This window comes from Verrucomicrobiota bacterium, from assembly GCA_021294815.2.
Classification (GTDB): Bacteria; Verrucomicrobiota; Verrucomicrobiia; order Opitutales; family LL51; genus LL51.
The window spans coordinates 234,112-254,024 of the sequence record CP095464.1 but is presented as its reverse complement, the minus strand read 5'-3'; the positions used below and the strand labels follow the sequence as shown (position 1 = coordinate 254,024).

The 19,913-nt window shown below is 47.1% G+C and carries 20 protein-coding genes and 1 tRNA gene; 13 read left to right on the top strand and 8 right to left on the bottom strand.

Going from position 1 to position 19,913, the window contains the following annotated elements:
* Positions 1 to 19: 19 nt before the first annotated feature.
* Positions 20 to 631, bottom strand: coding sequence for a hypothetical protein (locus LW808_001110; GenBank protein ID UPA28654.1), 612 nt, complete (start codon positions 629 to 631; stop codon positions 20 to 22).
* A 121-nt stretch (positions 632 to 752) separates the two neighbouring features.
* Positions 753 to 1,013: a 30S ribosomal protein S16 gene (gene rpsP / locus LW808_001105; protein ID UPA28653.1), complete on the bottom strand. Its 261-nt coding sequence runs from the start codon at positions 1,011 to 1,013 to the stop codon at positions 753 to 755.
* Between the two features lie 118 nt (positions 1,014 to 1,131).
* On the opposite strand from rpsP, the gene LW808_001100 reads away from it, so the two are divergent.
* From LW808_001100 to gap, 5 genes are read left to right on the top strand one after another with little or no spacing between them, the layout of a single operon-like run.
* A complete protein-coding gene (locus tag LW808_001100; GenBank protein ID UPA28652.1) occupies positions 1,132 to 1,287 on the top strand; it encodes a small basic protein in 156 nt (51 codons plus the stop codon).
* Between the two features lie 3 nt (positions 1,288 to 1,290).
* Complete coding sequence (locus tag LW808_001095; GenBank protein UPA28651.1) at positions 1,291 to 1,551, top strand: hypothetical protein; 261 nt, start codon at positions 1,291 to 1,293, stop codon at positions 1,549 to 1,551.
* Entirely contained in the window at positions 1,548 to 2,543 is a 996-nt protein-coding gene (tsaD, locus tag LW808_001090) for a tRNA (adenosine(37)-N6)-threonylcarbamoyltransferase complex transferase subunit TsaD (GenBank protein UPA28650.1), read from the top strand. Before LW808_001095 ends, tsaD begins: the two co-directional genes overlap by 4 nt.
* A gap of 34 nt (positions 2,544 to 2,577) precedes the next feature.
* Positions 2,578 to 4,434: a tRNA uridine-5-carboxymethylaminomethyl(34) synthesis enzyme MnmG gene (gene mnmG, locus LW808_001085; GenBank protein ID UPA28649.1), complete on the top strand. Its 1,857-nt coding sequence runs from the start codon at positions 2,578 to 2,580 to the stop codon at positions 4,432 to 4,434.
* 29 nt (positions 4,435 to 4,463) lie between these two features.
* The gene (gap, locus tag LW808_001080) at positions 4,464 to 5,489 is read left to right on the top strand and encodes a type I glyceraldehyde-3-phosphate dehydrogenase (GenBank protein ID UPA28648.1); all 1,026 of its coding nucleotides are present in this window, start codon (positions 4,464 to 4,466) and stop codon (positions 5,487 to 5,489) included.
* Positions 5,490 to 5,557: 68 nt separating this feature from the next.
* Here the strand turns inward: gap and LW808_001075 are convergent, their stop codons facing one another.
* From LW808_001075 to LW808_001065, 3 genes are all read right to left on the bottom strand, one after another.
* Positions 5,558 to 6,436, bottom strand: coding sequence for a hypothetical protein (locus tag LW808_001075; protein UPA28647.1), 879 nt, complete (start codon positions 6,434 to 6,436; stop codon positions 5,558 to 5,560).
* Between the two features lie 341 nt (positions 6,437 to 6,777).
* Positions 6,778 to 7,650 carry a hypothetical protein gene (locus tag LW808_001070; GenBank protein ID UPA28646.1) on the bottom strand — a complete coding sequence of 291 codons (873 nt, stop codon included), beginning with the start codon at positions 7,648 to 7,650 and terminating at the stop codon, positions 6,778 to 6,780.
* Positions 7,651 to 7,722: 72 nt separating this feature from the next.
* Positions 7,723 to 7,804 (bottom strand) — tRNA-Leu (locus LW808_001065).
* Positions 7,805 to 7,976: 172 nt separating this feature from the next.
* On the opposite strand from LW808_001065, the gene LW808_001060 reads away from it, so the two are divergent.
* Positions 7,977 to 8,939 carry an SPFH domain-containing protein gene (locus LW808_001060; protein ID UPA28645.1) on the top strand — a complete coding sequence of 321 codons (963 nt, stop codon included), beginning with the start codon at positions 7,977 to 7,979 and terminating at the stop codon, positions 8,937 to 8,939.
* 64 nt (positions 8,940 to 9,003) lie between these two features.
* Here LW808_001060 and LW808_001055 read toward each other — a convergent pair whose 3' ends face one another.
* From LW808_001055 to infA, 3 genes are read right to left on the bottom strand one after another with little or no spacing between them, the layout of a single operon-like run.
* Entirely contained in the window at positions 9,004 to 9,474 is a 471-nt protein-coding gene (locus LW808_001055) for a YbaK/EbsC family protein (GenBank protein UPA28644.1), read from the bottom strand.
* A 45-nt stretch (positions 9,475 to 9,519) separates the two neighbouring features.
* A complete protein-coding gene (gene mnmE / locus LW808_001050) occupies positions 9,520 to 10,863 on the bottom strand; it encodes a tRNA uridine-5-carboxymethylaminomethyl(34) synthesis GTPase MnmE (protein UPA28643.1) in 1,344 nt (447 codons plus the stop codon).
* A 2-nt stretch (positions 10,864 to 10,865) separates the two neighbouring features.
* Positions 10,866 to 11,141: a translation initiation factor IF-1 gene (infA, locus tag LW808_001045; protein UPA28642.1), complete on the bottom strand. Its 276-nt coding sequence runs from the start codon at positions 11,139 to 11,141 to the stop codon at positions 10,866 to 10,868.
* A gap of 93 nt (positions 11,142 to 11,234) precedes the next feature.
* On the opposite strand from infA, the gene LW808_001040 reads away from it, so the two are divergent.
* The 7 genes from LW808_001040 (at position 11,235) to mutS (ending at position 19,887) form a co-directional block, all read left to right on the top strand.
* The gene (locus tag LW808_001040; GenBank protein UPA28641.1) at positions 11,235 to 12,368 is read left to right on the top strand and encodes an LptF/LptG family permease; all 1,134 of its coding nucleotides are present in this window, start codon (positions 11,235 to 11,237) and stop codon (positions 12,366 to 12,368) included.
* A 41-nt stretch (positions 12,369 to 12,409) separates the two neighbouring features.
* The gene (ychF, locus tag LW808_001035; protein ID UPA28640.1) at positions 12,410 to 13,501 is read left to right on the top strand and encodes a redox-regulated ATPase YchF; all 1,092 of its coding nucleotides are present in this window, start codon (positions 12,410 to 12,412) and stop codon (positions 13,499 to 13,501) included.
* Positions 13,502 to 13,504: 3 nt separating this feature from the next.
* Positions 13,505 to 14,656, top strand: a complete 1,152-nt coding sequence (gene lpxB / locus LW808_001030) for a lipid-A-disaccharide synthase (GenBank protein UPA28639.1) — start codon at positions 13,505 to 13,507, stop codon at positions 14,654 to 14,656.
* Positions 14,657 to 14,701: 45 nt separating this feature from the next.
* Positions 14,702 to 15,274: an ATP-binding protein gene (locus LW808_001025; protein UPA28638.1), complete on the top strand. Its 573-nt coding sequence runs from the start codon at positions 14,702 to 14,704 to the stop codon at positions 15,272 to 15,274.
* A 263-nt stretch (positions 15,275 to 15,537) separates the two neighbouring features.
* Positions 15,538 to 15,813 (top strand): hypothetical protein, encoded by a 276-nt coding sequence (locus LW808_001020; GenBank protein ID UPA28637.1) that lies wholly within the window; start codon positions 15,538 to 15,540, stop codon positions 15,811 to 15,813.
* 1 nt (position 15,814) lies between these two features.
* Positions 15,815 to 17,314 carry a glycine--tRNA ligase gene (locus LW808_001015; GenBank protein UPA28636.1) on the top strand — a complete coding sequence of 500 codons (1,500 nt, stop codon included), beginning with the start codon at positions 15,815 to 15,817 and terminating at the stop codon, positions 17,312 to 17,314.
* Positions 17,315 to 17,364: 50 nt separating this feature from the next.
* On the top strand, positions 17,365 to 19,887 hold the full coding sequence (gene mutS / locus LW808_001010) for a DNA mismatch repair protein MutS (protein UPA28635.1): 2,523 nt from the start codon (positions 17,365 to 17,367) through the stop codon (positions 19,885 to 19,887).
* Positions 19,888 to 19,913 lie beyond the last annotated feature (26 nt).

Genomic DNA, 19,913 nt, shown 5'->3' with positions numbered 1-19,913 from the left:
GTCTGGCGATTATTGATAGTTAGAGCGACTTGTCAAGTGATGCTCCGGAAACGCGGCATTTCCTCGAATTAGGAGATTTGTCCTTTTTGAGGTCATGGGAGCCTAAAATGTTAAATGTAAGCTTGCCGAAATTGTCCTGTCGCAAAGCCGCTTCCCCAAAAACATCAAACCCACGGTTATTGCGTAACGTCGGATCTAGGCCAAGGCCGACAAACAGCAATACGAGCGCTTCTAAATTTCCTTGTCGTACAGCGATATGAAGAGGACCATTGCCCTGATTGTCAGTGGCCGTGTTAATCTCGGGAATCGTACGTGCGGATACATTGCACTTACTCAGAAGCGCCAATAATCGCGTGTTATTAAGCTGTGTTGCGCGAAGAACGATTTCGGGATGAGCACGCACGAGCGCTTGTACCGGATCCGATTGATTTTCTTCAGACTGCTCAATAGAATTGGCGATCCGATTTAAGTCCTCTTGTGTAAAGTTCCGGTGGCCTTCACTTTTGACGGCCTTCTCGTGAATCGATACAGCTTCCGTGTTATCGCTCTGAGGCGGGGAAAAATACACACCCGACGCATGAACACTTCCTGTCAACATCCCTAACAAACAAACTTCAAAGTAGTACCCCATAGATTTTCCTTTGGAGAGAGCGTTAAACCTGAATCGAGCTTGTGTCAAGAAAAAAATAATGCCTCCCGAAAATCAGGAAGCACGCACAACGACACACAATTCGACCCAAGCGATGAATTCGTTATTTTGCGGTAACCGATTTCCGTGCACGACGAATAAGATGGGCAGCGGTTTCAGTTGGTTTTGCTCCGACGCTCATCCAGTAGGTTGCACGGTCAATATCGAGAATCAACGGTGCCGTATTGCCTCGGGCTTGAGGCTCGTACGTTCCGAGCTTCTCGACATACTTCCCGTCGCGACGACAGGTACTCTCCGCGACAACGATCCGATACGCGGGATGATGGATACGACCTTGCCGCTGCAATCTAATCTTTAATGACATAAGACTCCGCTACGGCTAGGGATTCGTTTTGGCGTGTCAAGTTCTTTGCGCAGAGACGATGGTATGGGCGAAATTTAGCTTGCTTCTTCGAACGGTGATCCCTTAATACACGCGTATCATGTCCCAACATCCGAGTTTTCAAAGAGGTAGTCTACATGCGGCGAAGCGGTGTGTTTTAAAGCGTTTTGAGCGCGTTGAGTTATTACGTCGGCGCGGTCAGTGGACCGAAGGGCGTCGCGTAACGGCGCTTCCGAAGACGAAGCCGGAGGACTAGTTGTTGAGCGTCCTATGGCGCTTCCTACTGGTATTAGGAGGTGTCTCATGGTTTTTAAATCAGGTACCGTTTCCGCAATTAACGTGTTCTATCCCTAAAGGGACATGTTTTGTTCGATATTTACGGGTCGATCCTGAGGATCCGGTTCTGATGAAGCTCTCGAGTAAGGAAAAATTTTTCCCGAAAAAATATATTCCGGAAGACCAACTTTTACCGCAGTGGGATAAGATGGAGTACCGCGAGCCTGATTTTATGGTTCCATGATTTTAGGTGTTGAGAGTTCTTGTGATGACACGGGCTTAGCGGTATGGGAGGCGGGGCAATTTGTTTACGAACAAACGAGCTCGCAGATTGATTTACATGCCCTCTACGGTGGGGTAGTACCGCAGCTGGCTGCTCGAGAACACCTCAGGAATTTTCCCATTTTACTGAAGGATCTTCAAAAACAGGTCGATCTTCGGAAAATACAACAAATTGCCGTTACCTGTGGCCCGGGTTTGCCAGGAAGTTTGGCTTTGGGAATTGCTTTTGCCTGGAGTTTACGCCTTGCTCTAGGTTGCGAGCTGGTTGGAGTTCATCACCTTCGAGGACATATTTTATCACCCTTCATTGAACATCTGAACTTTCGGAAACAAAACAATCTCTTTCCGCATTTATCTCTACTTGTTTCGGGTGGCAATACGATTTTGTCTTCTGTAGACGAGACGTTAAATATTCATGTGCTGGCCGCGACCATTGATGATGCTGCGGGCGAAGCGATTGATAAAGGTGCGAAGCTCTTAGGATTGCGTTATCCTGGCGGACCAGAAATCGAACAATACGCGCAGCAGGGGGATGCTCGAAAATATATATTTCCGCAAGCATTTACTCAAGATGGCGAGTGGAAGTTTAGTTTTTCAGGGATTAAAACAAGTCTCCGCTATCGACTCGAGGCATTAACGGAAACAGAATTAAAAGGACAATTCCATGACATTTGCGCGGGCTATCAACGAGCGATCATCGACGTTCTAGTAAGGAAACTACACCAAGCGCTCCAGCATGATCATTTTGGAAGTATCGGCCTATCCGGAGGAGTTGCCAATAACCGCCTGCTACGGGAACGTGTCCAAGAACTTGGAGAGGCGATGCAATTACCCGTCTTTTTGCCAAAACCTAAATATACAGGCGATAATGCCTCGATGATTGCGTTTGCCGCAGCCGTCGATCCCGTGCACACAACAGATACAATTGACTTTAAGCCGAACTGGCCGCTTTAATTCCCTTGAGGTCGTGTAGTGATTAGTTAGGACGATGAGTGTGGACGCGAACGTTTTTGATGTGATCGTCTGTGGTGGTGGCCATGCGGGCTGTGAAGCGGCCCATATTGCAGCTGTTCGGGGCGCACGAACGTTATTATTGACGTGGAATCTCGATACGATCGCTAAGATGAGCTGTAATCCCGCGATTGGCGGTCAAGCAAAGGGACAGATGGTCCGCGAAATCGATGCACTCGGAGGTCTGATGGCCCTCAATACCGACCAAACAGCGATTCAATTCCGCCTCCTCAATGCCTCGAAAGGCCCCGCAGTCCAATCCCCACGTGCACAATGCGACAAGGCGTATTACCAAGCACGCATGAAGTACGTTTTGGAACGAGTCCCCAACTTATCGCTGTTTCAAGCCGAGGCACGACAGTTAATCGTTGTGCACGGCAAAGTTACGGGTGTTGTGACCAATGTTGGCGTTACGTTTAAAGCGCCAGCGGTTATTTTAACCTCCGGAACCTTCCTTCGCGGCGTTATGCATATCGGTATGGATCCAATCTCGGGAGGACGGTTAGGGGATTTTGCGGCAAATGATCTGTCTGCGTCGTTACAGCACTACGGGATTGAGCTGGGGCGGATGAAGACTGGGACCTGTGCGCGTCTCCGCGGTTCGACGATCGATTTTTCGGCCTGTGAAGAGCAAGTTGGAGATATAGATCCACAATATTTCGCTTTCTATCAATCCCGTAACCTCAAGCTCAAACGTGGCAATCAATCGGCGTTCTTCAAAGCACGTTCTCCGCAAGATACGCCTGAAAATCGTTCGTGTTGGATTACGTACACCAATGCCGCGACACGTGAAATTATCAACAGAAGCCTCCATTTGTCGCCGCTCTATTCGGGTGTTATTACCGGGATTGGTCCCCGTTATTGCCCAAGCATTGAGGACAAGTATGTCAAATTTCCACAAAAGGATTCGCATCGTCTCTTTTTAGAGCCAGAGGGCAATGGTACAGATGAATGGTATATTAATGGGCTTTCGACGAGTCTTCCGATCTCTGTCCAGGCGGCGATGTTCAAAACGATTCCCGGTCTTCAAAACGCCCAAATGATCCGACCAGCCTACGCGGTGGAATATGATTACATGCCGCCGACACAGTTATTGCCGACCTTAGAAACAAAACAAATCGAAGGGCTCTTTTGTGCAGGGCAAATTAACGGAACTTCGGGGTATGAGGAAGCCGCAGGGCAGGGGCTTATTGCTGGTGTGAACGCTTCTGCAAAAGTTTTTGGAGAACAGCCACTTGTACTTCAGCGTCATGAAGCGTATATTGGTGTGTTGATCGACGATCTTGTTACTAAGGGGACGCAAGAACCGTACCGTATGTTTACGAGTCGTGCCGAATATCGATTATTATTGAACCACGATAGCGCGGAGTTTCGCCTCGTTGAGTATGCCAAACGTTATGGTTTAATTTCTCTAGAACGTGCGAAGCGTATTGCCATTCAGCAGCAACGCATTGATTTTTGGATGGGGCAACTTAAAGGACATAAATCTTTAATTGCCGATCTGCAGCTCAATGATCTTAAAAACTTCCCCGAAAAGTTTTTTGAAGAGCTTCCCGAAGTTCAGAAGGCGGTACAGTATCAGCTGCTCTATGGTGGGTATCTGGTACGCGAACTGAAGCAGGTCAAAAAGATGCAAGAACTTGATTTTGTTAAAATTCCAAAGCATTTTTCATATGATGAGGTGAAGAGCTTACGAAATGAAAGCCGTCAAAAAATGAATCAAATTCAGCCGAAAACCTTAGGTCAACTGTCGCGTATTTCGGGCATTAGTCCTGTTGACGTGAATCTTGTTTGGGTAGCGATTGAAAGCCAGCGCGAGACAAATAAGGTTTGAAATACGAAAAAACTTGTTTCAATGGCCGTATGGCAACAAAGGTAGCTATTAATGGGTTTGGACGTATCGGTCGTCTTGTATTTCGGGCGATTGTAGACTCGGGAAAATTCGGGAACGAAATTGAGGTCGTCGCGGTCAACGACTTGGTTCCGGCGGACAACCTAGCATACCTCCTGAAGTACGATTCGACACAAGGGCGTTTTGACGGCACAGTTTTCGCAGAAGGCGAGAGCACGCTCGTTGTGAATGGTCATAAGATCAAATGTCTAGCGGTAAAAGAGGGGCCGACCGCCTTGCCGTGGAAGGATCTCGGTGTTGACATTGTGGTTGAATCGACCGGTCTTTTTACCAAGGACGAACTTGCGGAGGGGCATCTCCAAGCCGGTGCTAAGAAAGTGATTATTTCGGCTCCAGGTAAGGGGGAACGCGTCAAGACGGTTGTGTTAGGTGTGAACGACCATACCTTGACCGCGGAACACAACATTGTTTCCAATGCTTCCTGTACAACAAACTGTCTGGCGCCGATCACGAAGGTAATCTTAGAGAATTTTGGGATTGAAGAGGGGCTCATGACGACGATTCACAGCTACACAGCCACGCAAAAGACAGTCGATGGACCTTCGCGCAAAGACTGGAAAGGCGGCCGTAGTGCGGCGACGAATATTATTCCTGCAACGACAGGCGCGGCAGTTGCCGTTGGACTCGTATTGCCTGAAGTGAAGGGGAAATTGACAGGGATGTCATTCCGCGTTCCAACACCAACGGTTTCTGTCGTTGATCTAACGGTAAAAACGCAAAAACCCACATCTTACGAAGCAATTTGCGCTAAGATGAAAGAAGCCTCAGAGGGTGAACTAAAAGGAATTTTGGGATACACTTCTGATGAGGTCGTTTCCTCCGATTTCATCCACTGTGGGCTTTCGTCGATTTTTGATGCGGGCTCTGGAATTCAGCTCAATGATCGCTTCTTCAAGCTTGTCAGCTGGTACGACAATGAATGGGGTTACAGCAATCGCTGTGTGCAGTTAATCTCGAAACTAGCGAAGTTTTTATAATTTAAAACGACAACACAAACCTGTCGGATCTCGTATAACTCGGCAGGTTTTTATTAATTACGCACATTTCAAGGTTGAATCTGTTTGGGATCTATTGAAAGAGCTTTTCGATACAAGGGGTCGCAGTCGATTACAGTCAATCTTGGCTCGTTATCCTTTTTATGTTCTAAAATCTCTACTTGCGGTAGACCACTTGTCGCATCAATTGTAGCGACTATAAGTTCAGGAATAAAAAATCCAGTTGTTACCCCTTCTTTCTTCAATTGCATTCCCGCAATTTCAATTAGAGGATAGGCCATGATCTGGTCATTTACATACAGGGGGCTAATGTACCCGCGGATTGACACGTCTTGGAATTTATGACCCAATACCCACCAATAGCATCCTTGGGCGCGATATTTATCATTCACTTCCTGCGCACTATGACCAATCTGGGTGTCGCCATATGAGATTTTTGAGTAAGGCACTCTGCCCTTACCGTGATGGCTATCGCGATTGAATTTCTGAAATTCTCCGGAGGGGCCAACGTGTATGGTGATTTTTTGACCAGATGCGTGGAGGAATCGCGTAATCTCGTTGGCTGAATCCCCGATCAAAGAAACTTCAATCAGCCCTTTAGTGTTGTGTGCAATATGGAGGGCAACTATGTTTTCAGGCGTTTTGCGTATTTCGGTAAAGGAGATCTCCTCTCCTTCGAGAGTTACCCTTTGTCCATTGAAATCTTCTATGGAAATGTATGTCCGAGTCGGAATATCGCCTGTCCTGCGGATATGTAATTTATGAACCTTTTTTTCGCCGGATACTATTTTTTCTTTAAGCCGATGAATTACAAAGTTCTTGCTGCAAACAGGCGCTATCGTACGGGAGGTACTCCCGCTAGCGGTAAAAACGGTAGCGCCGACACAAGAGATTGAAAGCAATTTCTTTAAAAATCCCCACTTGATCATATCGGAGCAGAGGGTGAATGAATAAAATGCATAGATCAAGACTATTTTGAAAAATATTTTAATTGAGTTAGGGTGCTCGAGGAGGGACTCGAACCCTTACGCTTTGCATCACCAGATCCTAAGGTCAGCTGACACGATAACAAATGGGGTTACAGTAATCGCCGTGTTCAATTGGTCTCAAAGGTGGTGAAGTGTTTACAACCGAACAGGCCTCATTGCGAATCTATGAGGCCCATACTCTGATAGTGGCTTTCCGAATTGTGAAATAATGAGAGGCAGGTCGATGGCTGCCCCTCATTTGATCTCGAGAAAAGGCTTCCCGAGGTAGTCATAGTGCCGGTTTACTGATTCTCTTGTTGAGATACAGGGGCGTGGTCTACGACCGTTAGCATAGGTTCAGAGGCGTCCTTGCTTTTAAAGATTTCGACTTTCGGTAGTCCACTCTCTTCGTCGATTTTTGCGACAACAAAGGCTGGAAAGAACTCACCCGCTCGCCCTTCCCGCGTTAAATCAATACCACTGATTGCAATTGTGGGATAGGTTGGGACTGCAAAGTTACCCATGCGAACATTCCCACTGATGGATACCGTTTGGAATTTATGAGCCAGAACCCACCAATAACGCTTATAGGGGCGATACTGCGAAGGAACCTCATCCTCATTATTACCGAACTCAACTCGAGAGTCGCTGACTTCCGTCCAGACCGTTTCACTTTTGTGACTCTCTGAGATTTTTGAAACTGCCGATTCAATCTGAACAGCCCGTTGTAATCCTCCGGAGGGACCAACATGTATCCTGATTTGCCGACCAGATACATAGAAAAATCGCGAAATTTCATTTTCAGAATCACCAACAAGAGAAACCTCTACGAGACCTTCAGAGTTGCCTGCGATAGAGATGGATTTTACATTTTCAGGCCCCTTGCGTTCCTCTGTAAAAGAGAGATCGTCCCCCTCGAGAGTCACTTTCTGCCCTGTATAATCTTCTACGAAAATGACCGTTCGACGAGGATCTGCACGGTCCTGAGAAATACGAAACCGGTGTATCTTAGTATCACCCAATACAGTTTCTTCACTAACTCGATTAATGACAACACTTTTCTCGTTACTAGACTCTTCCTCCTCGGGCGAGCTACCAAAAGCGCCAGAAGATGGAAACGTAGCTCCGATGGAAAGAATTGTCAATAAGTGTTTTAAAAAGCTTGAACGAATCATAGCAAAGGGAGTGTGGATTTAATAAAAATGGATGTCAAGATTATTTGAGAAAAGAGTTCTGCTTAGCTAGGGTGCTCGAGGAGGGACTCGAACCCTCACGCTTTGCAGCACCAGATCCTAAGTCTGGCGTGTCTGCCAATTCCACCACCCGAGCGGATGCGTCCTCAGAGCCTCCACATTTTCGTGCTTTTGTCGACGCTTTTCTGCGCCTCTTTTCAGAAAACAACTTTTTAAGGTCACTTATAAGTTTTGCTTATACTTTGTAAAACCGTTAAAAATTAGCTTGAGTCTTATTTTGTCGCCTTAGCATTAGAGGTATTCCAATAATGGAAACTTTGACGACAGTCCTGATTGGTGCGGTGATAACGATAGGCGTTTTGCTTGCGTTTATTGCTGTAATCCATCAGCAGGAGTGTTGTATTGTTGAGCGTTTAGGGGCATTTAATCGCGTTCTAGAGCCGGGGTTACATTTTTATATTCCAATCATTGAGACGCTGAGCCCGCGGTTATCGCTGCGGATTTCACAACTCGATGTTAAAATCGAGACGAAAACGAAAGATAATGTATTTATCGATCTTATGGTCTCGGTACAATATCGCATTTTGCCGGCGAAGGTCTATGAGGCATTTTATAAACTCAATAACCCGAGAAAGCAAATTGAAGCCTACGTTTTTGATGTTGTGCGCGCGCAGGTACCCAAAATTGATCTAGATGATGTTTTCGAAAAGAAAGACGATATTGCGGATGCAGTGGAGGGAGAATTGAAAGAGGCGATGGATGATTTCGGTTATGAAATCGTCAAAGCGCTCGTTACGGATATTTCTCCCGCTGGTAATGTCAAAGCGGCGATGAATGAGATCAATGCGTCGCAAAGAATTCGTGTTGCGGCAACGGAAAAAGGGGAGGCTGAAAAAATTCTCAAGGTAAAACAAGCCGAGGCGGAAGCCGAAGCGTGTATCAAGCGTGCGGAAGCCGAAGCAGAAGCGTGTGTGCTTCACGGTAAAGGTCTTGCTGGGCAGCGCTATGAAATTGTCTCCGGATTGCGCGGTTCCGTTGAGGAATTTATTCAAAATGTTCCCGGTTTGACCGAGAAGGATGTTATGGAGATGGTCCTTCTGATCCAGTATATCGATACGCTGAAAGAGATCGCGGGATCTTCGAAATCCAATGTCATTTTTGTTCCCAATTCGCCTGGAAACGTGGCTGATCTCACAGGCCAGATCCGTCAGTCGATTATCGAGGCGCAGCAAGTCGGCCAATTAACGCCGAATCCGGCATCGAAACATTAGTCATTTCCCAAAGTTAAACCATCCATCCAAAGGGAGGGACAGCAATGTCCCTCCTGATTACTTTTCAGTTCATTAGCTTAGAAACATCAATCCACGCCACGTAATTGGAATAGCGCTCAAGTTCTGAAATGGTCAGTTCGATCGTGCTATTGCTGCTTCCACAGGAAGGATAAATGCTTTCGAAGCGTTGTAGCGAGCGGTCGAGATAGACCTTTACCTCGGGATGAATCGCAAACGGACAAACTCCGCCGATCGCATGGCCAACGAGCGGCTCGACCTCTTCGGGCGCAAGCATTTTAGTTTTAACACCAAATTGCGTTCGATATTTCGTATTATCGATTTTTGTGTCGCCCGACGTGACGATTAATATCACGCCATGATCCGTCATGAAGGAAATGGTTTTCGCAATACGGCTAGGAGGGCAGTGAAGCTTTTGGGCCGCTAAAGCGACGGTCGCAATGGAAGCGTCAAATTCAATGATACGATCAGTGATGTCGAGCCACTGGAAACATGTCCTAACTTTTTCGAGTGCCATGGGATTTTTATAAGCATAGCGTTCTCATCGACAATGGATAAAACCTTATTTCCCAACACAAAATCGTTCGAAGATTTTTCCTAACATCGCCTCCGTATTGTAGCGCCCGACGATGTAGCCGAGCTGTTCGAGACTTTGGCGAATATCACTGGCGCAGAGCTCGTAGGCCTGGTGGTTTTGGAAAGCTTCGTATGCCGAGCGCAAAAAAGTGCGCGTTTTTTCAAAAATCTCTCGATGCCGTTCGTTGATAACAATGGCCGATTCTGGTGGTAACAGCGCCTTTGCCCGGACATAGGATGAAATTGCCGATTTCAATTGCGCTATGTTTTTCTGATTTTTTGCCGAGAGCGTTACGGATGGAAAATCGTTCAATTTTGAAGGAACTTTGATTTCTTGCCGTTTCGGCAAATCGCTTTTGTTCCAAACGAGGATGCATTCCGTGAGTCCTTGAAGAATGTTTGAGTCTGGAATTTTCGGGTCGTTTTGGTCGATTACAAGTAAACAGAGATCAGCGGTGCGGATGTTTTGAAGCGTTTTTTCGATCCCGAGTTGCTCGACGGAATCTCGAGTTTCACGTAGTCCGGCTGTGTCGATAATGTGAATGTAAATGCCGTCCAATATGAGGTTTTCGCGGATAAAATCGCGTGTTGTACCGGGAATGGCGCTTACAAGTGCACGCTCTTCACCGAGGAGAGCATTGAGTAAACTACTTTTCCCCGCATTGGGCGCTCCGATGATCGCAATAGCAACACCATGAAGGAGGCGCTCGCGGTAGTGGTGCGTTTGAAGAATTCCATCGATGCGTTGAAGTGAGGCTTCAATTTGCAGCGGGATATCCGAGGATATCGGCAAATCTTCGTCGGAAAAATCGATGGCAGCTTCGAGTTCGGCCAGTAGATTGAGAAGATCTTCGCTGAGGCGGGTAATTTCGTGACTGAGAGCGCCTTGCAGTTGCCGTTGCGCCGTTGTTAGGGCGGCTTCGTTGGTTGCGTGAATTACATCCAAAACCGCTTCCGCTTGGCAGAGATCGATGTGGTGGTTCAGGTAGGCGCGCTGCGTAAATTCGCCGGGCCCCGCCATTTGACATCCCGAAGCGATTAGGTCTTCAATCAAAAGGTGGATGAGGAGCGGATTCCCGTGACAATCAATCTCTAAAGCATCTTCACCTGTGTAGGAGTGTGCGGCATCGAAAAAAATTGCAATCACTTGGTCGAGGATTTGACCGTTAATATTCGTGTAGTGCGCTAAAAATGCCTGGTGAGAAATGAGTGTTTGTTTTTGAGGAAAATGCTGGGTACAAAGTGTTTTGACAAGAGGCCCACTGATGCGGATTTTCGCAATGGCAGAAACCCCAAGCGGTGTCGCGAGTGCGACAATGGTCGCTGGCATCGCTAACGAGAAGAACGCCCAGGTCCAAAGCTACGGATCGGAGCATTTTTTTGTACAACCGCATTCTTAACGCGAAACGTAATGCGTGCGCGCTCGAGGTCATGCGGATTCATTTCCATATGGACGCGATCACCGACCGCAAGGCGGATGAAATTTTTTCTCAGTTTTCCAGAAATATGTGCTAAAACTTGGTGTCCATTTTCGAGGGCGACGCGAAACATAGTCCCCGGTAACACCGCAACAACTTTTCCGGTCACTTCGATACAATCATCGGCCATAGGCTATCAAACACGCATACCCTCTAAAATTTTTCGTCTTGTGTCAACGCTGTTCGTAAAAATTTGTTATTAAGAATATTTGCTCGTGTTTTTATGCGGTGTGCGCAAAGTAGAGAAACATACGTGAAGCAGCTTTACCAGTATATTGCGCGACGATTTGTAGGGTATTTACTGCTTTCCATTCTATTTTTTTCCGGCCTATTGCTCGTGGGGCGTATGATGAAGGACATGATGACGCTTCTCATCGAAGGCAAGCTATCATTGGCGCATGGGGTGTGGCTCGGCATTATGTTATTGCCTTCGGTGGCCGCGTACGCCTTGCCCTTTGGCTTTGTGTCGGCGACCTTATTGACGCTTGGTGAGCTCTCGGCAGACAGAGAGTACATTGCGCTTCGAGGTGCGGGGATTTCGCCGTTGAAAATTTTTTCACCAATTTTGTATCTATCAATTGTTGGCGTTGTTTTGGCCTTAACAGTAAACTTCCATTACGCGCCACGGGCGATTTCATCCGCAAAAGTTCGTATTCAAAGTATTATCCGGGAAGAGCCGTTACGGTTTATCGCGCCGCAGAAATTTATCCGCGATTTTCCAGGATACGTACTGTTTGTCCGCGCAATTGATGGCGATCAACTACGCGGTTTTCGCATTTGGGAATTTGATGAAAAGGATCGCATGCGAACATTTATCGAAGCGAAACAGGGTTCTCTGGTCTACGATTCGGGAAATAATGCGCTCCAATTGACATTACTTCAGGGAACCATTCAACATCAAGAGCCCGAAGCGAAAGAATGGCCGCTCATCTCGTTTGAAAAACTGACGCTGAGTTTGTCGATGGCGAAAATTTTCCAAAACAACTTAGAAAAGCGGAAAATCCGTAACATGACCTACGGCGAGATGTGTGCATTGAAGAATCAGGCGGAGCGGGATGACGATCGTAGTCTTCTCATGGAAGTCCACGTTGGATTTCAAATGAAGGCGGCGATGGCGTTTGGAATTTTAGCGTTAGTTCTTATGGCGATCCCGCTCTCGATCCGTTTTGCACGACGAGAAACCTCGGCGAATGCGGCGATTGCCTTTCTGATTTGTGTTGGCTATTATGTTACCATGATGCTCCTCTCGTTCCTTACCAAACGACCCCAGCTACGGCCGGATTTACTCTTATGGTTGCCCAATATTGTGTTAAGTGGCCTTGGAATTTGGGGCATACGTAAGCTTTGTTGTCGTTAATGGGCTTGCCAGGGGAAGCGGTAGTTTTTTAACGTTTTTGCATGTTACAGGCCGGTATTGTAGGGCTGCCCAACGTGGGGAAAAGTACACTTTTTAACGCGTTAATTCGGGCGCGTCGTGCGCCCGCCGAAAACTATCCCTTCTGTACGATCGATCCGAACGTAGGGATGGTTGAAGTTCCCGAACCTCGTCTCAAGGTCTTACAGCCCATTGCGAAAACGGATAAACTCGTCCCTGCAGCGATTGAATTTGTGGACATCGCGGGTCTTGTTGCGGGAGCCAATCGAGGTGAGGGTCTTGGCAATAAATTTTTAGCGAACATTCGGGAAGTCGACGCAATTGTCCACGTTGCGCGTTGTTTTGAAAATGATGATATCGTCCACAGTTCCGGCAGTATTGATCCGATTCGCGATATTGAAATTGTCAATACAGAGCTCATTTTAGCCGATCTACAATCCGTTGAAAGTCAGCTCGCCAAGGTGTTGAAAAAAGCACGATCTGGCGATGCCGAGTCGATTAAAGCAGCAGCCCTACTAGAACGCCTTCAACAACACCTCAATGCCGGCAATCCCGCACGTTCGCTCGACGTCGATGAAGAGGAGAGTGCTTTATTAAAAACCTTTCATCTACTTTCAGCAAAGCCCGTACTCTATGCCTGTAATGTTTCTGAAACTGAATTGCAGGGTAATACTCATACCCAATCTGTTATGGAATATGCCCAAAAGCAACATGCGGCATGCTGTATTATTTGCGGCCAACTAGAGGCCGACCTCATTGATTTTACACCCGAAGAAGCACAGCGCTATCTAGCGGATCTCGGTGTTCCAGAAAGTGGTGTGGCCCAACTCATTCGCGCAACTTACCGTCTTTTGGGACTTGCTTCATTTCTGACGGCGGGTGAAAAAGAAGTGAAAGCGTGGACCTTCCGATTAGGGATGAAGGCACCACAGTGCGCAGGCGTTATCCATGGCGACTTCGAAAAAGGCTTCATTAAAGCAGAGGTTGTGAGCTATGAGGATCTTGTGGCAGCGGGTTCTTTTAATGCGGCGAAGGAAGCAGGGAAGTACCGTTTAGAGGGTCGCGACTATGAAGTTAGGGATGGCGATGTCATCATTTTTCGTTTTAATGTTTGAGCCATGCAGAAAATAGTCTTCAACGAGGCGGCGGAATATCCCGATTTACTGGTCATTGCGGGGGAATATTCGGGCGATGAGCATGCGGCGACGTTTGTACGGCAGCTCAAAGCGGAACGTCCGACGTGTAACATCTGTGCAATCGGTGGCGAAAACCTTGAAAAAACGGGCGTCGATTTTCTGTTTAATCTCGTCGACTATTCTGTAATTGGGACAACGGAGGTCTTAAAGCATCTTCGGTTTTTTATGCGTTTTTTAAAAATGACCTGCGATTGGATTGAGCGCTACCGACCGAAAGCAGTTTGTTTTGTCGATTTCCCTGGACTCAATCTTCGGATTGCCAAAGAACTATATCGCCGTGGCATCAGTCACAAAGCCGGTGGCAACGTGAAACTGTATTATTACATTAGCCCACAGATTTGGGCATGGCGAGCGAAGCGCCGCTTCCGGATTGCTAAATATATCGACTCACTAGGAGCCATTTTCCCATTTGAAAAAGAATGCTACCGCGATACTCCCTTGGAGGTTCAATTTTTAGGCCATCCCTTCTTGGATGAAGGTTATGAGTTACCGGTGCACTATGATCCTGAGGGGCCACTTTTATTGCTGCCAGGCAGTCGTGTAGGATCCGTTCAAAAGGTATTCCCCATTATGCTGGAGGCTGTTCAACAGCTCAAAAAATTAGGAGAGTCGCGGGAACTTGTTGTGATCTATCCCGATGACGATATTTTGTCGATTCTTGAAAAACAGAGCCAACGTTGTAAGGGATTGACGATTTCTTTTGTCCGGAGTGGAGCATGTCAAATTGGTGCTTGTGCGGCCTTGATGAGTCCTGGGACAATGTCGCTCAAATGTGCACTGGCCGGAATTCCTGGGGTGATTGTGTATAAAGTGAACACGGTAACGTACGGTCTCGCCAAGATTCTGTTGAAGGTAAAGTTTCTCTATATGGCCAGTATTCTGCTTAAACGAGCGGTAGCACCGGAGTTTTTACAGTTTTCGGCGAAACCGAAGCTCATTGGTAAAGCGGTACGGGCGGCGATGAACGATCGAGCGATTCGCCAGCAAGCAGCGGATGATGCCGAGGAACTGAAACATATTTTATCGGCGGAACCGCAGATGAATGTCGTCCGTTGGATCCAAGAAGCGCTCTAAGAAAAAATTTGCTTTTTTAGGAAAAATCCCAGTGTCACCGCTACGATGGCCATTCGTAGATGTTTGATTACCGGGACACATGGTTGTGGGAAATCGACGCTTTCGCATCGCATTTGTTCCGAATTAAAGCGAAAGGGCTATAATGCGATCGTCATCAGCGAGACGGCACGCGAATCTCCGTTTCCGATTAATAAGGGGCAGACCGTAGAGTCGACGCTCTATATTGCACTCAAACAAGCGGTTAAGGAACTTGAGGCTATCGCACACGGATATACCTATTTGGTGCTCGACCGCGGAGTTTTGGATTCTTTCTTTTATTCAGAGGCAACCCGCCAACATCCGATCACGGATTTAGAAAAACATCTATTGTCGGCACTCACAACGTGGACACAGGATTATGACGAGATCATTTTGTTAACTGGTGAGGGTAAGGAGACACTTGAAGCGGATGGTGTACGCGATACCGATCGTCAATTTGCGCAAAATGTAGAAGATCTCCTTAAAAAATTCTTTTTGGAAAAGTTTGGTGATCGTGTTTGTATGTTATCGTACCCCGAGATGTTAGCCTGTAATATCCATATTAATGAGGATGGAAAAATTGTATTAAAAGATGCATAAGGCTTGGGCGAGTACCGGTGGACAAAGTATCTTATGGGGGTTCTCGATTATCTCGCTGCTGGGCTCGTATTTTAACGGTACCACGCGTTTCAAATTGGGTTATGCGCTATGGCTTTGTAGCGATTCCTTTTTTGTCTTCTATAACTTTTACATTGGCGAGATCCAGCAAAGTATTTTTTATTTCGTGACCGCAATCACGATGGCGATTGGTTACAAAAACACGCGCCACATACGCGGTTGGTTACAGCGAACAAAGGTATAAAATGAATGAGGTTTATTATTGGTTTCAAGAGCACATACAAGCGGTTATCTGGACGTTTACGGCGATAGCGCTTTTAGGTTCTTATTTTAATGCGACGACGCGTTTCAAATTGAGTTACGTCTTATGGCTTGGGTCAAATTTTTTCTTTGTGTGGCATAACTTTCGGATTGGCGAGGTTCAACAGTGTGTGTTGTATTTAGTCTACCTCTATACTGCCATACTTGGGCTTAAGAATACCTATCACCAAAAGGGGTGGTTCGAACGCAGTTCACTTTAGTATGGCGCTTGATGAAGGTCCGACGATGGACCAAATTTTAGGGTGGTGTAAACGGCGGGGGGCGATTTTTCCGTCGTCTGATATTTATAACGGGATTGCCGGATTTTTTGACTATGGTCCACTCGGTATCGAGATTAAGAAAAATATCAAAGATGCTTGGTGGAACGCAATGGTCCATCAACGCGGGGACATTGTCGGTATCGACTGTTCGATTATTATGCACCCTGCGGTTTGGAAGGCTTCGGGACATGTCGATGGTTTTTCCGATCCGATGGTGGACTGTAAGGTTTCGAAAATGCGTTATCGGGCCGATCAACTTTACTTTGCAAAGGTTACGGTTGCCGGTGAATTGTTGGGCTACGTCTCTGTACTCGAAGATGAAAACATGCAATCGGAAGCGGAGCAGCAGGCCGACAAACTTAAACGTAAGCAGGCGAAGCAGGGGACTTTAGATCCGGTTGTTTTAAAACCCTACACAGAGGCGATGCCGGAAGAGTATGCGTTAATTCCTTCCCCGGCAACCGGTCAACCGGGCTCCTTAACAGCACCACGAGCGTTCAACTTGATGTTCCAAACCCATGTTGGTGCGGTGGTTGACGATTCATCCGTTGCTTACCTCCGGCCTGAAACTGCACAGGGGATGTTTGTGAATTTCAAAAACGTCCTCAATACGAATCGCCTCAAGTTACCGTTTGGGATTGCGCAAATGGGCCGTTCCTTCCGTAACGAGATTACGCCCCGTAATTTCACCTTCCGTTCGCGCGAATTCGAGCAAATGGAGATGGAATTTTTTATTCAAGATAATGCGGATTGGCAGCACTGGCACCAATACTGGGTCCAAACGCGTTTTGACTGGCTCAAATCAATCGGCCTCGATGAAAAACGCCTTGCATTGGATGTCCATCGTCCCGAAAAGCTAGCACATTATTCACGTGCTTGTACCGATATCACCTTCCATTATCCATTCGGAGTTCAAGAGCTCGAAGGAATTGCGGCGCGAGGGAATTTTGACCTGACGCAACACCAAAATGCTAGCGGGAAAAATCTCGAATACTTTGATGAGGCGGAGCATCGTAGCTATCTGCCACACGTTATTGAACCTGCTATTGGCGTCGATCGACTGTTTTTAGCGGTTCTCTGTTCGGCTTACCATGAGGAGTCCGTTGAGAATGAGACACGTGTTGTGATGAAGTTTCATCCCAAAATCGCACCTGTTAAAGCAGCGGTATTCCCATTGGTCAAAAATCGTCCAGAGTTGGTCGACCTTGCGAAACAACTACATCAAAAACTCGCACGTCATTGGTTTGTACAATACGATGAGAGTGGGGCAATCGGCCGTCGTTATCGTCGCATGGATGAAATCGGAACGCCGTATTGTATTACCGTGGATTTCGATTCTCTCGAACAGGGAACCTATACGCTCCGTGACCGCGATACCATGGAACAGCGCCGCCTGAGCGAGTCCGAATTAATGACTTTTCTCCTCGAACAATACAGCTAGTGGGATTTTGAGATTGAGCACCGAAGCGGTGTCCGCTATGTTGTGCCCTTATGGCGACTGAGGATTCCGCATTAACCCCACTCATGCAGCAATACCGCGAGCTCAAACGGTCGATTCCCCCGAATGCATTGCTACTCTTTCGTCTCGGCGATTTTTATGAGATGTTTGAAGAAGATGCGCTTATTGGTTCTAAGATCCTGGGCATTACCTTAACACAACGTCATAAAGCGCCGATGGCTGGTATTCCGCACCACGCGGTCGACGGTTACATTGCCAAACTCATCCAGTCCGGCTATAAAGTCGCGATCTGTGATCAGACTGAACTTGCACGTCCGGGAAAAATTATCCGCCGCCAGATTTCTAAAATACTATCTCCGGGAACGCTCATTGCGGAGAACCTGCTGACGCCATCGCATAACCAATATCTCTTGAGTTTAAAGCTGCATCGAAAAGACATTTCAATTGCATGGATTGAGGTTTCGACAGGGGAATTTCAGATTGCCGATGCCCCCAATTTGTGCGAATTAGAACACGTTATAGCTGCACTCGATCCCCGCGAGATTGTCGTCGATGTCGATGACCGTACGCAACTAGAACAATTACCGACGCGTGAACACGAGGCATTAAAGCGCATTTTGGAAAAATGTACGGTTACCGATCTACCGCACTATTATTTTGATGCGCAGCGTGGACTCGAACTGTTATTGGAACGCCTAAAAGTCGGCAACCTCCATGGTTATGGCATTGTGCACGAAGATCCGGCGATTGGTGCTGCGGGTGCCCTCATTTTATACGTCAGCGATAATCTAAAACAGCCACCACATAACCTTCAAAAGTTGCGAAAATACCAGCCCCAGACGGCAATGATCATCGATGCGCGGACGCTCCATCATCTCGAGATTCTGCGCAATGTCCATGGAGGGCGAGAACATACCTTACTCGATGCACTCGATGAGACGAAAACGGCGATGGGGGCACGTCTACTGGAACGCTGGGTCCGGGAACCATTAATTGATTTAGAAGGGATTATTCGTCGCCAAGATGTTGTTGCTGGATTCCGAGAGGTACCGGAAAAAATCGCGAACCTAAAGCAATTCTTCAAAGCGATTGCCGACATCCCTCGCATTCTAACACGCATCAGTAACCGTAGTCGAAATCCGCGTGAACTCGGAATGTTGCGTACGACCTTACAACAGCTTCCGTCGATTATTGAGCTGCTCAGTCAATGGCCACACGAAGCGATTCCACCTTTATCGAAAAAAATAGATTCCCTCGAGCCGTTACGTGTTGTTCTTCAACGAACGTTGGCACAAGAGTTACCCAATGATCTCAGCGAGGGAGGTTATATCGCTGGTGGGTTTGATCCGCAAGTCGATGAATTGCGTTCTCTGGTCCATCATACGAGTTCCTGGCTTTGTACTTTTGAAAATCAGGAACAAGCGCGAACCGGTATCAAAACCCTACGTATAAAGTATAATAACAATTTTGGGTACTTTATCGAGGTGACGAAATCGAATCTCCACCTTGTGCCGAGCGACTATATCCGCCGCCAAACGACGGTGAATGCGGAACGCTACACGACCGAGACGCTGAAAGCAAAAGAACGTGAAATTCTAACGGCCCATGATCGGCTAATTGAGCGCGAAGCGATGCTTTTTCAGTCGCTGGTTGAACAGGTTTTATCGTTTCGAAAACAACTTGATGCCGATGCGCATATTTTAGCGGCGATTGATGTATTGAGTGGATGGGCATCACTCGCACAACAGTGGAATTACTGTCGACCGATCCTGAATAAGGAGCGCATGATTGAAATCCGTGAAGGGCGTCACCCAGTCCTTGCGCGTATGTTGACAAATGAGATGCAGCATTTTATTGCCAACGACACGCGATTAAGCAGCGCGGAAACACAGATTACACTGATTACGGGGCCGAATATGGCCGGGAAATCGACCTATATCCGCCAAGTAGCCCTCATAACATTGATGGCGCAGATCGGAAGTTTTGTTCCTGCGACAACATGTACCTTAGGGCTTGTAGACCGAATTTTCTCGCGGATTGGAGCAAGTGACGACCTCGTCCATGGAAGCTCGACGTTTATGGTCGAGATGAATGAGACGGCCAACATTCTCAATAACGCAACGGAAAGCAGTTTGATTATTTTGGACGAAATTGGGCGCGGAACGAGTACTTACGATGGCCTCAGTTTAGCCTGGGCGATTGTCGAATTTCTACATGAACACTGGGTTCCGTCAGGCCCTAGAACCTTGTTCGCAACCCACTACCACGAGCTGACCAAACTTTCCGAAGACCTCGTTCGCGTCAAGAACTTCCATGTTGCCGTTAAAGAATGGAATGACGAAGTTGTTTTTCTCCACACTATTGAGCCTGGTGCTTCCGATAAGTCGTATGGAATTCACGTTGCACGATTGGCGGGGATGCCGATGCCGGTGATTCAGCGAGCGACAGAGGTTCTAGAAAAATTAGAATCCGAGGGTGATAGTGTTCAGAAGCACCTCCGTAAGATCGTTAAGGCGCCGGATAAGAGGTCTCAACTCGATTTTGATTTTTCATAGAAAAGAGCTCGACATTTTTTTTAGAT